Annotated in this window: 15 protein-coding genes and 1 pseudogene; 9 read left to right on the top strand and 7 right to left on the bottom strand. The window is 49.6% G+C overall.

Features of this window, described 5'->3' with window-relative positions; translation table 11 throughout:
- Positions 1-548: 548 nt before the first annotated feature.
- From FTE26_RS20115 to FTE26_RS15990, 3 genes and pseudogenes are all read right to left on the bottom strand, one after another.
- Positions 549-692: pseudogene (locus FTE26_RS20115) on the bottom strand (oxidoreductase); the annotation flags it as partial.
- 275 nt (positions 693-967) lie between these two features.
- Entirely contained in the window at positions 968-2,245 is a 1,278-nt protein-coding gene (locus tag FTE26_RS15985; RefSeq protein WP_003036928.1) for a DUF2254 domain-containing protein, read from the bottom strand.
- A gap of 64 nt (positions 2,246-2,309) precedes the next feature.
- Complete coding sequence (locus FTE26_RS15990) at positions 2,310-4,307, bottom strand: BCCT family transporter (RefSeq protein ID WP_016245729.1); 1,998 nt, start codon at positions 4,305-4,307, stop codon at positions 2,310-2,312.
- 544 nt (positions 4,308-4,851) lie between these two features.
- On the opposite strand from FTE26_RS15990, the gene FTE26_RS15995 reads away from it, so the two are divergent.
- Positions 4,852-6,036, top strand: coding sequence for a tyrosine-type recombinase/integrase (locus tag FTE26_RS15995; protein ID WP_032319214.1), 1,185 nt, complete (start codon positions 4,852-4,854; stop codon positions 6,034-6,036).
- Positions 6,037-6,091: 55 nt separating this feature from the next.
- Here the strand turns inward: FTE26_RS15995 and FTE26_RS16000 are convergent, their stop codons facing one another.
- From FTE26_RS16000 to FTE26_RS16015, 4 genes are all read right to left on the bottom strand, one after another.
- The gene (locus FTE26_RS16000; RefSeq protein ID WP_032165636.1) at positions 6,092-6,448 is read right to left on the bottom strand and encodes an Arm DNA-binding domain-containing protein; all 357 of its coding nucleotides are present in this window, start codon (positions 6,446-6,448) and stop codon (positions 6,092-6,094) included.
- Positions 6,449-6,497: 49 nt separating this feature from the next.
- Entirely contained in the window at positions 6,498-8,411 is a 1,914-nt protein-coding gene (locus FTE26_RS16005; RefSeq protein WP_136374445.1) for a DUF927 domain-containing protein, read from the bottom strand.
- Positions 8,412-8,495: 84 nt separating this feature from the next.
- Entirely contained in the window at positions 8,496-9,326 is an 831-nt protein-coding gene (locus FTE26_RS16010; protein ID WP_370882415.1) for a tyrosine-type recombinase/integrase, read from the bottom strand.
- Positions 9,327-9,457: 131 nt separating this feature from the next.
- A complete protein-coding gene (locus FTE26_RS16015; protein WP_228037403.1) occupies positions 9,458-9,757 on the bottom strand; it encodes a hypothetical protein in 300 nt (99 codons plus the stop codon).
- A gap of 567 nt (positions 9,758-10,324) precedes the next feature.
- Between FTE26_RS16015 and FTE26_RS16020 the strand changes: the two genes are divergently transcribed.
- The 8 genes from FTE26_RS16020 to FTE26_RS16055 all read left to right on the top strand — a co-directional run bounded on the left by FTE26_RS16020 (position 10,325) and on the right by FTE26_RS16055 (position 14,489).
- Positions 10,325-10,678: a hypothetical protein gene (locus FTE26_RS16020; RefSeq protein WP_023337776.1), complete on the top strand. Its 354-nt coding sequence runs from the start codon at positions 10,325-10,327 to the stop codon at positions 10,676-10,678.
- A complete protein-coding gene (locus FTE26_RS16025) occupies positions 10,671-11,102 on the top strand; it encodes a hypothetical protein (protein ID WP_072663495.1) in 432 nt (143 codons plus the stop codon). The genes FTE26_RS16020 and FTE26_RS16025 overlap by 8 nt, the downstream gene beginning before the upstream one ends.
- A gap of 47 nt (positions 11,103-11,149) precedes the next feature.
- Complete coding sequence (locus tag FTE26_RS16030; RefSeq protein WP_026080582.1) at positions 11,150-11,578, top strand: DUF2787 family protein; 429 nt, start codon at positions 11,150-11,152, stop codon at positions 11,576-11,578.
- Positions 11,579-11,636: 58 nt separating this feature from the next.
- The gene (locus FTE26_RS16035; RefSeq protein ID WP_023337779.1) at positions 11,637-12,101 is read left to right on the top strand and encodes a lecithin retinol acyltransferase family protein; all 465 of its coding nucleotides are present in this window, start codon (positions 11,637-11,639) and stop codon (positions 12,099-12,101) included.
- Positions 12,080-12,319, top strand: coding sequence for a DeoR family transcriptional regulator (locus tag FTE26_RS16040; protein WP_072015373.1), 240 nt, complete (start codon positions 12,080-12,082; stop codon positions 12,317-12,319). Before FTE26_RS16035 ends, FTE26_RS16040 begins: the two co-directional genes overlap by 22 nt.
- A gap of 77 nt (positions 12,320-12,396) precedes the next feature.
- Positions 12,397-12,780, top strand: coding sequence for a hypothetical protein (locus tag FTE26_RS16045; protein ID WP_049004882.1), 384 nt, complete (start codon positions 12,397-12,399; stop codon positions 12,778-12,780).
- 143 nt (positions 12,781-12,923) lie between these two features.
- Positions 12,924-13,673, top strand: coding sequence for a DUF3944 domain-containing protein (locus FTE26_RS16050; RefSeq protein WP_032610118.1), 750 nt, complete (start codon positions 12,924-12,926; stop codon positions 13,671-13,673).
- Positions 13,674-13,775: 102 nt separating this feature from the next.
- Complete coding sequence (locus tag FTE26_RS16055) at positions 13,776-14,489, top strand: helix-turn-helix transcriptional regulator (RefSeq protein ID WP_053266162.1); 714 nt, start codon at positions 13,776-13,778, stop codon at positions 14,487-14,489.
- Positions 14,490-14,545 lie beyond the last annotated feature (56 nt).

Consider the following 14,545-nt stretch of genomic DNA (forward strand, 5'->3'; position numbering starts at 1 on the left):
ACCTTGTCCAGTTTCACGTTACTCAGCGTCAACGTCGCCAAGCATTGGCGCCAGGGCGATCACATCCACGTCATTATTGCGGGTAGGCAAGAGTGTTCACGTGAGTCGTCTGGCAGGTCGAGTCGTGGAGTGACACTACAAAATGCATTGATGCGGAAACATCTGACAGAACAATCGAAAACTTGACCTGCTCCCTTATTGTTTGATTCAGGGTAAATTAAGCAACTTCCGCTCCCGGCAAAGAGCGGGCGAACTCATCGAGCATAAAGTCCGCTGTGAGCGAAAAGCGGACGCCCGCATAGCGTAAACAGGCGTCTGATATTTTGATATGGATTGATGACTTAACCCCTTCCCCGCTTCGTCAATGACTTTCTCGTCATTATCTTTGGTAAATGATCCTTTTGCCTTTCCGGTAGAATACTCAGCATTATTTCTGAAGAGCGGCAAAGACGAGTGCCTTGCCATGAGTTCACCATAATTTCATCTGCGCCCGTGCGGCGAACCAGATCCCTGAGCCCGTCACGGACGACCTCCGGTTTGCCCCATACGGATTCACGCAGCTGATAATATTTTGCGGTCAGTTCATCAGCGGTATCACTAGTCATTGCCCGTGAGCGGGTCATGGGGGCCATAACGACGCGGTTTACCAGGTCAGTATCACCGGTCTGAAACGGGGTAAATAATTTTTCCATTTTTATCTCCTTTGCTGGAGGAAATATGATGGTCTCAGCTACGGAATAAAAAAACAGTAGTCTGTTCCGAACTGAGTAGACATAATTTCTACATTTAGTGTTCTCCTGGTATTAAACCGAAATATTTGATTGTAGGCGATGTCTTACGTAGAGATAAAGCCTGCTGCAAAAGTGATGAAGACTCAGTATGTTCTCTTCTAATACAAAGCAGACGCCCATTCTCATGCAGACGCTTTGTTCTTGTCTCGCTAGCAACCAAATCGCTTGCTCCACAACTATGATTGCTTATTAGCGTTTTCATCAAAAAACAAATCAAAATAAATTGATTTTATGAATTCTCTATCGGAGTCTATATGGTCAGCGCGATTTGCATGCTCTAATGTTTCAATTGCCAGAGTGTGCGCGGCATCAGCAAACATCTCAGGCCAACCCGTACTCAGCATAGATAGCCCTTTGAGCACTCTTATCTGAATCTCTCTCATACTGGCACCATCGCGTGCGACAGGTGAGAAAAAGTCTTCCAGAAGATCGTTGTTCTGAAGTGGCGCAACGTGTACTGAAGGATAGGTCACTTCAATTTCATGAGACTTATTCTGCGCGTAAGCAGAAAGTATACGAACACCTCTGCCAATGACATCGATTGCGGTTCCAGGATCGTTCACTGCGGGTGAAAGGGCTCTGCAGGCTATTTCGGCCATGACGCTAAGACAAAATCGGGGATCCTGAGCAAATGAACGCACATCCGAGACAATGATCGTCTCAAGTAAATCGGCGCAGATTGATGACTCCTGGCCCTGACTCAGGTACAAAGCTGGCATGGACGGATGAATGAAACTGCCTGGTTGCGCCACAAGGTATACATGACGAGGATCATTGGCCAGCAGCTTGCTGAGTTTCTCCATATCAATATATTCAACATAGCCAATCTTCTTCGGATAAACTGCAACCGTTCCTTTCGGCTGTTCATAGCTCTCAAGCCATGGATATCCGCCGAGACAGGGATTTCTGGCTCTCGCAATAAATGTTTCGATGGCCGCCTGTTCTACTTTTGCTGTTGTCTCACCGACCCTCCCCAGAGAGGTCAAATGCTGTATCCAACGAAGCAATGTGATGAGGATGAGGGCAATGACAACGAGTGTGACAATGAATAAAATGACTCTTCCCCTTTCTCCGTAGGCTCCCATATTGAGGGCAATAATTCCTACCAGACTGAAGAGAAAGGAACCAATGAAGGTGGCCAGTACATTTTGTGTGGTTACGTCTTCCACAACTAAACGCGTTGCTCTGGGAGTAACATTAGTAGTGGCTGAACCGTAGGCTGTGACCATGATACTCAGCGAAAATGTGGTCACTGCCAGCATACTCGATGCCAGTATGTTCAGAATGTTATCAACTGCTTCCGCACCAACCTTCACTGAAACCGACTCAGGAATCATTGATTTAAAAAGAATAGATAAAAGAGCCGTTATTATCGCGACAATTGCGAATAACGTAGCTCTGAACCAGAGTTTCTTAAATGTTTGCTTCAGAATCCATTGCCAGCGTGAAATCATTCTGCATTCCCTCGTATTGCGGTCGGGATAAATAATTGCCGCCCCCTAGGACGGCATTTTGCTATCAACGAACCAGGTGCAGGAAGTGCAGGTGTTTTTCGTACTGGTCCAGTATGTCATTAATCAACTGTTCCTGATTCCAGCCCATCACATCATAATTTTGACCGCCTTCTTTGAGATAAACCTCAGCGCGATAATATCGATGTTGGTCAGTCTGCTGCTCATCATTATCCATTGCGGCGAGCGCGAAGGTGGGTGAGCTATACCCGCGAAGCCTCACTTCATATATAAAATTCAGCTCGTTGCCCAAATCCACTTCAAGACGAATACGATCGTCGGCTGCGTCACTAATGTGGCTTATCGTCCCCTGCTTGTTCAGTTCTTCCTGAACCAGCGTCATGGCAGGCTGGATAATGTCGTCCATAAAACGTTTCACAAGAGATCGTTTCGGCAGATACGCGATATTGCGTAACCTTCTCTGCCAGGGAATTGGGTTACGTGCAGCCGTAGGAGCAATAGTCGCCATGCTCAGGCTTTCACGCTTAGTCAAATCTCGACGCAGGGCTTTTAACAGCCCGTATATGGATATCAGCAAGATCACGGAGAAGGGTAATGCACTTGCTATTGTCACCGTTTGCAGCGCGCTCAGCCCTCCCGCAAGGAGAAGCGCAATTGCAACAACTCCCATGAGCGATGCCCAGAAGATTCGCTGCCAGACGGGTGTGTTTGCCACCCCACCTGATGCCAGAGTATCTACAACCATTGCCCCCGAGTCAGCAGATGTGACAAAGAAGACGATGACCATAGCCATTGCAATAAATGACAGCACGGAGGAGAACGGGAAATGCTCCAGGAAATTGAACAAGGCCAGCGAGACATCCTGTTGGACGGTATTGGCGAGATCGGTCGCCCCCTGGTTCATAATGAGATAGATTGCGCTGTTACCAAACACCGTCATCCACATGAGCGTAAAGCCGGCCGGAACAAACAGCACACCGGTGACAAATTCGCGAATGGTTCGGCCGCGTGAGACCCGTGCGATAAACATCCCCACAAATGGCGACCATGAAAGCCACCATCCCCAGTACAGTAATGTCCAGCCCCCCAGCCAGTTGCTCGACTTAGGTTCATATGCGTAAAGATTGAACGTTTTACTCACCAGTTCCGAAAGATAACCGCCGGTATTTTCCACAAATGACTTCAGCAGAAGCACAGTTGGCCCCAGACACAGGACCAGCGCCAGGAGCAACAACGCGAGGCCCAAATTGAGCTCAGACAGGATACGTATTCCCTTGTCTAGGCCGGTCACCACAGAAATCGTCGCTAACCCCGTGATGGCCACGATCAGAATGACCTGCACCGTTTCATTAATGGGCACCCCGAATAGGTGGTTCAAACCGGCATTCACCTGCAAAACACCGTAACCCAGCGATGTTGCAACGCCAAAGACCGTACCTATAACGGCAAAAATATCAACCGCATGGCCTATAGGTCCGTATATGCGATCGCCAATAATGGGATAGAGTGCAGAACGCAGCGTTAAAGGTAGACCGTGGCGGTAACTGAAAAAGGCCAGAATCAGCGCTACAATGGCATATATTGCCCAGGCATGCAGACCCCAGTGGAAGAAGGTCAGCCGCATTGCTTCCTTCGCTGCCGCAACAGTCTCTGGGGCGCCAACGGGAGGTGAGAGATAATGCATCACCGGTTCAGCAACGCCAAAGAACATCAGGCCGATCCCCATCCCTGCCGAAAAAAGCATCGCAAACCAGGAGTGATAGCTGAAATCAGGTTGCGCATGGTCCGGACCCAGCTTGATATCACCGTAGCGTGAGAGTCCCAGAAACGTGACACTCAATAAAATCAGGGCCACAGCAAGGATGTAGAACCAGCTTGCATTCGTGAAGATTTGTTGCTGAAGTAGTTTGAAATTTTTGTCAGCAACATCCGGGAATGCAGCGGCAAAAGCGACAAGAAGAAAAATTAACAAAGCAGATGTAAAGAATACAGCTTTGTTAATCTGGCTGTGAGACTTCTTTGGGATTGTTTCATTTTCACTCATAATCATTTATTCCATTGATTTAAATCCGTATTGGATAATGCTTACCACCTCTTACAGAGTAGCAAAATTCAACTGACTATGCGGCGTGAATCGAGCACATGGTGTGATGAGTGCCGATACAAATCATCCTATAATCGAAGGAGTTCTTTGTTAATCAGCCTGCCACTTCTTGGGTATTTAATTTGCATATTCTGTACCAGAGCTGGGATATACGTTAAGTGAAGTATATTAGACACGAATTACCAGCTTCTGCTTTTGGCACATAGCCGCCCCACATACAGGCAACGCTACTGGTCCTTATGGCATGTAATTATACCCGACTGAAACACATATTATTTCTGTGAACACTTCCCCAACGGCAATCTTTCCCCTTAAGACCAGAATCAGACCGTAAAGCCTGCTCTTTCTGCATTTCCCGTCTTAATTCATACCATGTGGCACCAGCATTCCCTTCGCCATGCCAGAAAATCAACTCAACCATAAAAAGCGCCGTGCCGGGGATGGGTCAACCCTGACGTTCTTTACACCAGTCACAGGAGGTTATATGTCCACCCCCAAACGCTTCCGTTTTACTAATCAGCTCATTAAATCCCTGCCCCCTAACACATCCGATGCACGCAGTACCGATGCCGAATACAGCGACACCGAGATTTCTGGCCTGAAATGTCTGGTCAGCAAAGGAGAAGGACGTAAAAAGTTTTTGCTCCGCTACCTCTACCATGGAAGAAAACGTGCCATCGCTATTGGTCGCTGGCCTGAGGTGGATGTCACCTTAGCCCGTAAGATTGCCATGGAACATAAACGCTCACTTGCCACCGGAACTGACCCTAAGCAGGAACGCGAAAACAAGAGACAAGAGATGACATTTGATGAACTCTTTAACCAGCATTATCTGCCATGGGCAAAATCCGCTAAACGCAGTTGGGGAAAGGATGTACAGCGCTACCGCGATCATATCCGTCCCGCCATTGGTCAGAGGCTGCTGAGCGATATCACACCAGCGAGCATTCTGCGCCTTCAGCAGACGTTAAGTACTTCCCTGTCAGCGGCTACCTGTAACCGTGTCATCGTACTCATAAAAGCCGTCTTTACATGGGCCGGAAGGCAAAGCATGACCTCTGTTCATCCGGCAAGGGTGGTACAGCTACTCAGGGAGAACAACGCCCGACAGCGTTATTTTACCGAGGACGAAATTCGTCGTATTTTTCTCTCCGCCGATAACGATACCAGCCCTGTAGCTGCCCGCTATGTCAAACTGCTGTTACTGACCGGCCTTCGTCGTGATGAGCTGCGTCTGGCTAAGTGGGAGCATGTTGACCCGGTTAAACGCACCCTATGGCTTCCTGAAACCAAGAATGGCTATGGACGGATTGTTCATCTTAATTCACTGGCGATGGACGTAATCAGAACACTGCCAACACAGCGGGGAAATCCGTGGTTGTTTATAGGTAAAAAACAAGGAATGCCGCTGAGTAACCCGGTTAAAGCCTTTCAGCGTGTCGTGCGTCGGGCGGGAATTTTCGACAAAGAAGTGTGTATTCATACCTGCCGCCATTCGGTTGCCGCCCTCATCGTGTCCTACGGCGGAACACTGTATGACGTTCAGGCTCAACTGGGGCACCGCAGCAGTCAGTCTTCACAACGGTATGCGCATCTTCATCCTCAGCGCTTACAGAACACCAGTCAGTTACTGGCGGAAAGGATAACGGCTCAGCTACCGTCCTTGTGATAACAGAAAAGCAGAGGCAAGTGCCCCTGCTTTTTTTTTACTGTTCAGCCATCAGTCAGAACGGGATGGCCCCATATTCTTCATCCGGCACCCGGTTATCATCATATCTGTTATAGAGTTCACGAGCACACTCGCGCGCGTCTTTAATAGACATACGAGGGAACCTGCCGAGGGGTTCATAATAGCAGGCCCCTCTAAGCGTATAACGAGCCAGGAATTTAATCTGACCGTTGGCAATGACGGCCCGGAGCGCCGGCTCACTGCCATCGAAGATTTCACGAGAAATGTCGTGATACAGGCACTCCGCCAGTGTGTTAACCAGAGCGTAATCATTGAATGAGGTTTTTTCTTCATTTTCGCTGCTGATAGCGTGAGGAAAACCGTCATAGTACTGGTCTGATTCAAAAATCATACATCACCTTCTATTCGTTGTTATTCAGTCAAAATGGTTTTATTCAGGGTTAAAATTCGGTCATCACATTGCATTTCAGAAACGCTTTTTTGACCTGGTAGTAAGACTGCGCCATCGTCTTCAGCGCTCTTTTTTTATAGTGTCCGGCACTTTCGCCAAGCAGATAACCGGAATGCTCTAACGGTCTGGCCACATCAACGGTCTTAAGTCCCTTTTCAGAACAGAGCTTTTCAAACACCGATTCATAAATCAGGAAGTCGCCGGTTTTGTAATGGACGAATCCCCACATATCTCCCGGGCATCGGGCATGTTCGTCACGCAGGGTGATAAAGTGCCTGCTGCTTTTTGTCACCAGCGTCAGCTGAAGCTCCTCCAGCATGTTACGCACCGGGTTATACTGATTCTGGTTATCATCCAGCCAGCGTCGTGCAGCGGACATAACGGATTCAGCCACCGCATCGCTTTCGAAAGGTAAAAGGCCATATTTCAGCGCCTTCTCTCCTGCCAGCCATACCAGCGCAAATCTTTTCAGTCCGCGCCGCTGAACGCGGGTAATATCACGCCCCTCATCCCTCAGGGCCTCTTCCAGTGCGTTACAGCAATCATCTGTCTGTTCCTGGAGCCAGGATGAAAACTCTGCGTAGGTGCGAAGACCGCCAGCCGTATTTTTCCCGGATAACAGTTTGCCGATAAATGCAGGCCCGGCATGACCATAAGCCTCTGCCAGCCCCGTCTTCAGTGCATCTGCACGGGCACGTGTTTCTGATACCGGTTCATCCGGTTTTTGAGCATCCTCAGGCAACAGTTCCATACTGATGGCCCTGTGCTCCTGCCCTCCCTGTAACACGGCTTTCTGTTCAGCCAGCTTTTCGGAGATTGACATCTCACCGGTGGAGAGAATAAACATGCGCCATTTAAACGGCTCATCTGCCGTCAGGCCACGGTTCAGGCGCTCTTTTGCCGTACCTGACGTAATGTTGTAAAGCAGTGAGGAAAGTTGCTTATGATTACTCGCACCCAGTTCATCGACGCAGGCGACCAGACCGGAATAGTCAGCGAGAAGGCGCTCCATCGCGTTAGGCGTGGTATTCCAGCGAATAATATTTACATTCCCCCCACTACCCGGCTCGCTGCCATCACCATGGACTGATGCAGCCAGCATCAGGAGAAGCGTTTTACCGGTGGTGGATACGCCGTGAAAATGAAACATGCCCACATCCATACCGGCAGGAACCAGAAGCATCGAAGCAAAGGACGCACTCAGCGCAAAGGTCTGCGCCCAGCCATGGACATTTTCCCGGATGAGGTTAATCCACTCCTCCAGAGCCCCACCTTTGTGCAGTCCGGGACGCACGCGGAATCCCGGCAGCAGATAATCAAACCCGGTCAGAGAGGTCACAACGGGCTCATGACCATGTAAAAAGGCCATATCCTCCGAAACGAATCCCATCGCATCTGCCATCAGATAGACAGGCAGCGGTAAACTCCGGCAGCGCTGAAGAAAACGGTCAAAAAGGGCAAACTGCTGTGGAGAGGAGCCAACACAAAATCCACGATCTGCCAGTTTGCCTACTACCTGAGCACCGCTCTGAACAATATCCTCAAAGCGCACCAGGGCCTTAACATACTTACCCAGCCCGTTACCGGTCATCAGGCGAATCCCAAGACTGGACTCCTTATCTTTCCCGCAAAACAGGGCGACAGGCACAACTGGCGTACCGCAAACCAGCACAGGTTTCTGTCCACCGATGTAGAAAAGGCCATCAGCCGTATTCACATAATGCCGTGGCAGCCCATCACTAATACCGAGTGAAGCGATATCATCTTCACCGACTTCAGTCTTTTCAGCACGCCTGATAATTGCCTCCGACATTTTGGTGAAATTTTTATCGCGGTCAGCAAAAACGCGAATACGCTTAATCCCGGAAACCTTAGGAACATTAGTTGTCACTTTTTTATTCATGTGTATTACCATCAAATTACGCCACCGTCAGAAAACGGGTGCATCAGAACCATAGTTAAAAACCATACCGTTGAGTGAAGGTTGTTACCCCATCGCCCGGTTAACGACTTCGTGGTAACGCGCCGGAGAAGCGTGCAAGTAAAGCTCCGTCACTTTGATAGTGCTGTGGCCCAGTAAGTCTTTGACGGTGTGAATGTCGGCCCCGCTCTCAATGAGCTTTGTCGCAAAGGTATGGCGCATCTCATGGATGGTGAACGGTGGAATACCCGCAGCCTCACAAAGTCGTTTTTGCAGGCGACGTGGCTCAGCAACCGGATTGTCGGTTCCCTTGCCCGGAAATACCCAGCCTTCATCACCCAGATGCTGACGCTGTTCTGTCAGAAGAACGAAAGCCTTATCACATACCGGTACACGGCGTAGTTTGCCGTTTTTGGTATGGCGAAGGGTGATAACCTTGCGGCTCCAGTCCACATCTTCAAGACGAAGGTGACGGGTTTCCCCCAGACGCAGCCCCGTCAGGGCAAGGAACATGAGAAGAGCAAGGCCTTCATGATCGGGTTTGCCATTACGCCAGCACTCACAGACTTCCATCCAGCGCTGAAGCTGGGAGTCATCCATGGCGCGGCGATCTGACGTCACTTCAGGCAGCGCTTTGATATAAAGCGCCGGAGAGCGGCTGATGTATCCCATGCGTATAGCCCAGGTAAACACCGCTTTAATGAGCGCCAGATGGCGGTTGCGGGTGGCAGGCTTGAGATCGAGATTATGCAGATAGCTCAGAATATCTGCCTCCGTCATACCTGCCAGCTTTTTGTCACCGAGAAGAGGGCGCAGGTATTTACGGATCTTAGAAAGGTCGGTGTTAGCTGAACGCTTAACGCCCGTGCTGAGTACGAATTTCACATACTGTTCCACAAGTTCATTAAACGTTATTTTGCTGTGCGTAAGAAAACGCTCACCATAAGTCTCAACGGAAGCCTTAAGCTCCTGAATTATTTTAAAGGCATGTTCCCTTGCGTTATTAATGGAAAATTCAGGGTAACTTCCTACTGCAACGTAAACATTCTTTCCGCGAATACTTTTGCGGACAATAAACTTAATGCGTCCGGATGAGTGGAATATAGCCTTAAGCCCGGTACATTTTGTATCGCTGGCTTCGATAGTCCGGCCAGTTTGTATTGCACGGGTTTTACACTCATCAAAAAAAGCTTTAGTGAATGCCTCTCTTTGATTCTTTGGGCTGCGATGTCGGGCCATTGGTTCAACACAGCAATCATCAACGTCAACGCTGGTTTTGATGTTTTGCGCTGACTTACAAAAGCGACCATCCACAGAATCAACATCATTCTGTTTCATTGTCAGCGTTATTAGGTTTAAAGAACTATCGGGTTTCATAATGCATACATCTCGCTCAATTAATACAAATTAAGGGTATTGAGTTAGATGCTGGCCAGCACATGAAGCGAATAGTATTGGCAGAAATACTGAAGTGCAAATCACCGGCTCTGACATTTTGGTGAGAAAAGCACGCGTTAAAGAGGCCTGTTTGCCCCCTTAATCTCCTGAAAGTGCCACTCCCCCACTTTCAGGCCTGAACGTCGTTTCTCTCCATAAAGAATATCGATTATGGGGTGTTGCTTGTTTTTTGAACTATTTAAGGCGTTTTGTGATTGAGAAAATAAGTAAGAAAATCAATAGCAATTGTGCGCAAGCGTTCTCTCATTTTCAGTTAAAACAGCTCATGCTAATTTGCTTACAAAATGCTGCAAATCGAAAAAAAACGGGATTTAACGCCAGCCCACCACTAAATTTAAGGACATAATCCAAAATAAGCAAACAGCGTAAAAAAAATGTAACTAAAAGTCATTTGAAAACATATTATCAATATGAATCAATTAGTTATGGAGATAATCATGTTTAAACTCACGACTCCCACCAGTCTTCCCCTTCTCAACCTGCCCGCCTCCGCACTGGCGGCCCTCAGCAATGAAATTCTTGGCCCCGTAGATGATATCGACCTGTTTACTGCTTTCTGGAACGAAACAAGAACCCTGCTCTGGCATCTCAACCACGACGACACTCTCCCCGAAGACCCGCTGCTGGCAGTGGCACTGGCTAACCCGGAATACGTCACCGCACTTGATGATGGCTGGTATCTCCTGCTCGGTATCGTCTGCGATAACGGACAGGGTATCTATCTGGTGTTCCCGGACACGACCGTTATCACTCAACTCCAGAACCTGATTGAGGCGCTGAACCATGAGTAAGAAAAAAGTCGCTACCGAAGCCGCCGTCACCGAAAGCTATACCGTGTTCTACAGGGGTGAAGCCGAGAAAATCAGCCCCCATAGCAAGGGACTGCTGACGTATGAGCTGGGTAAAGAGGGTGAAACCGGAAGCCTTGCCCTGCGCTTAACCGCCAATGGCGAAGGAGGCCTGTTCTCCCGTGAATGGGTAGCGCTTGATGCGATTCACGCCATTCTGGAACAGCAGCAGGACAGCTTTCCATCCCGTGTATTTCGCCCACTGTTTGGTCAGGGCAGCACCAATAACGCAGGTTTTCTTGCTGCTGTGCTCAGAAGTCCGGATATCTGCCTTATCGAAGCGGACAGCAGCAGACTCTTTATGCACCGCTGCTACGCCGACTGGCAGCACCGTCTGACGCAGCTTGCCGCAATCAGCCAGGACTAATCCCCCGCTTTTTCTGTGTTCCATACCCCTTAAAAAGGAAATTCACTATGTCATCACCCGCTATATTGCAGGGCGGCTATGTGCTGCCGCTCTCCCGGTCGTTCACTCAACTGCTTCTGGGTATCGTTGCGCAAAAACCGCCTCATCGTCACCCCATCACCGGATTAACCATTAACTTCCGTGACCCTGAATACTCACCGGAAAAGGGCGGCTGGCATCCGGTCGAAATACGCCTCATCCCTGCCGGAGAAGACTGGCAGCTCGATTACGTCACCGATTTTCACTATGCAGGACATCCATGGCCTGAGCTTGAAAAAGATGTCGATGTGAGCTGGACGCAACAATACACGTGGCTTTCCCGTTGTGGCGATATCTCTCATGTCGACGCCCGTGAGTTCTGGTCGCTATGGGAAAGTAACTTTATGGCTTACCACGATATGGGGGTTTTCACGGTCCGTACGTTGTGGGAAAGCTGAGTGTTCACTACGTTTCCCCCGCATCCCCCCTCTCCCCCATAGTAAGGAACTGAATGTTATGTACCGGCTTCTGCTGCTGAACTTCGTGGATTCATTTATCGATAACTGCATTCTCTCCTGCGTCGATGAACCGGCTTACGGCGGTATCGTGCAGTGCGAACTGCTTTTTGGCCTTGCCGCACACAGCGGTATCTATGTGGGTAACGGCGATATTGTTCATCTTGATGGCGATGGAACCGTTATCAAAAGTAAGGCTAAAGGTTTTCTTGACCGGCTCGATGGCTGGAACTCCGCTATCTCGGTGTATACCGACTGTATGGATTTGACGCCTCAGGGTTGTGCGCGGGCCGCTGAACGGGCAAAGGCGGCAGTGGGTCAGCGCTATCCTTATAGCCTGCTCGACTTTAACTGCCACCGGTTTACTGCCCGCTGCGTTACCGGCGATTCGTGCCCTGATATCTGGCTTGCCAGACACCTCGATTCTTTTCAGAAAGGGGACCGATGGCGCGTATGGCAACGATGAAAGCCAGCCGTTGCAGGCAACGTGTCACCGGACAGGGAGAACGGCTTATCCGGCTGACCATGGCGCTGTTTTACGGTCAGACAATATCTGTTCGCTACATCATCCGGCAGTTTGACGTATCTCCCCGTACCGCAAGACGGGACCTCACCCATCTGGCCTTTGTGCTCGAATCCGCTGGACCTCACCGCTGGCGACTGGCTCCCTCGCTGAAACCCTGACTTTTTTCTCTGCCGGACATCTCCTGACCACTCCGTATGGCAGGCTGTCTCCGCTTTTCAATCCATAAGGGAACATGATGAAAATTTTTAAACTGTTAACCGCCACAATTTTGCTTTCAGCCTTCAGCCACAGCGCGTTCGCCGACGAGCAGGCTGACGCTCAGATGATTGCCAATTCGACCTTCTGCGCGATGTACTCCACCCGCCTGACCCAGACCAGCGACAGCGGCCTTCAGTTAAAAGGCGTCAATCTCAATGCCCGCATCAACGGACCGGTATTCAACAGGGTACTTCAGGTGATGAACCAAACCTATGGCAGAACCTGGCTCGAATCAAATGCCCGTAACGGCAGCATGACCGCCATGCAACTTTCGCAGTCGGAGCTTCTGTATAACCCGGAATATGCCCGGCAGTGCGATTCTTTTGCGGATAAAGTGGAAAAGGAATGGCGCGGAAAGTAATCCCGACGCGTTATACCTCCATCCGGTGAACAGAAACCTGCTTTCGGGCAGGTTTTTTTTTACTTTTTTGTTTTTCAGGCGGACAAACCCTGTCCGGGGGCTTCCTTAAACTGTCAGGTCCAATATCTGCAATGAGGTGAAATATGGCTACCTACCGACACGACCCTGACCTTGAGTTTCTGCGCCACTGTCATCGTGACGATCTGGATTTACTGGTTTCTGTGCTTATCTGCGATCCAAAAGACGGACTGGCACGCATCACGGAAACGCTGACCTACGATCCTCAGTATAAAAAACACAAACCCAACCACCCGCGCTACTGGGATGCCATTGCCGCCGAGGTTCAGACGTTTGGGGCAAACAGCTTTGCCACGCTGCTCCGCTGGGGTAAAGGGGTGCTGTACCGGGAAATTCTTACCGATGCCTGCGATAAAATGAAGGTGAACTACAACAGCAAATCCAGTGTTGAAACCATTGAAATGAATCTGCTGATGAAGATCCTGGAGAAAAGCCTTGAGAAGATGACACCCGCTCAGCTAAAGACCGTGGCGGAAGAATTGCAGACAGGCTACAGCAACCCCACGCCGGAGTTGCTGACCATGGCAATCCAGGCGGGGATAAAAACATCCGGGTTTGCAGCCTATCAGATGGCGCTTGTGGTCACAAATGGTGTGGCGAAAGCCCTGTTAGGCAGAGGGCTGACCGTTGCAGGAAATGCCATGCTGACGCGTACCATGGGCGCTTTTGCCGGTCCCGTGGGCTGGGTGCTCAGTTCTCTCTGGCTGCTGATTGATTTAGCCGGTCCCGCATACCGGGTGACGCTACCATCCTGCATTTTTATTGCCTACATGCGCCAGAAGCATCTTTATTCACCTGAGAATACTGACGTTTAGCACTTACATTTAAGGTATTCAGACTTTAAAAAACTTCAGAGGGCGGACAAATCCTGTCCGCTACTGCTGGCATCATTTCCCGGCTAAATTCGGAAATGATGTATGACGCTGATAACACAAGAAAATGAACATGACAGACTGGCAACCCGCCTTTCCATCATCCTGAGCCGTTTGTTTCAGGGTGAAAAGCTGCATATCGGGACGCTGGCAGAAGAATTTGGGGTGACGACGCGCACGCTGCGGCGGGATTTTAACATCCGCCTCACCTATCTTGATATTGAACAGAACAACGGCGTATATCAGCTCGCTTCGCATTACTTTCGTCGCCGCACGGAACGGGATATGAAGATACTGGCGAGGTTGCTGCATCTTGACCGTCTGTTACCCGCGATGGACGCCAAACTGCTGAGCCTTCTGCTTGACGGGGAGCACCCTTCACCCTACCGGATTATGCTCCCGGAGCCGCGCCAGAAACCCACGCTCTTTGGTGATTTCAGCAGACTGACGCTCGCCATACTCAACCAGACCCAGGTGCGTATCAGAACCGACGAAAACGTCAGCCATACCGTTCATCCCTATCGTCTGCTTTGCAGCCATGCGGAGTGGTTTCTTGCCGGATGTACGTCATCGGGCGTGTTCGTTATTTCCCTGTCCCGAATCAGGCTGGTTGAGGTATTACCGGATACAACGTTTGAGATCGATAATACACTCATTTCGCTGATTGAACAGTCTGACTTTATGGAAGCCTTACCCCACATGAACATTATTCATCAGATAATGCATTACGGGAGTAAACAGACGAATAATCGTAATTAAAATCACAACATATTATTAGTGATGATTAAATCACATTAACATGATAAGTGAGAAAG

Origin of the sequence: Escherichia sp. S10b, assembly GCF_028421345.1 — a bacterium.
GTDB lineage: Bacteria > Pseudomonadota > Gammaproteobacteria > Enterobacterales > Enterobacteriaceae > ECMA0423.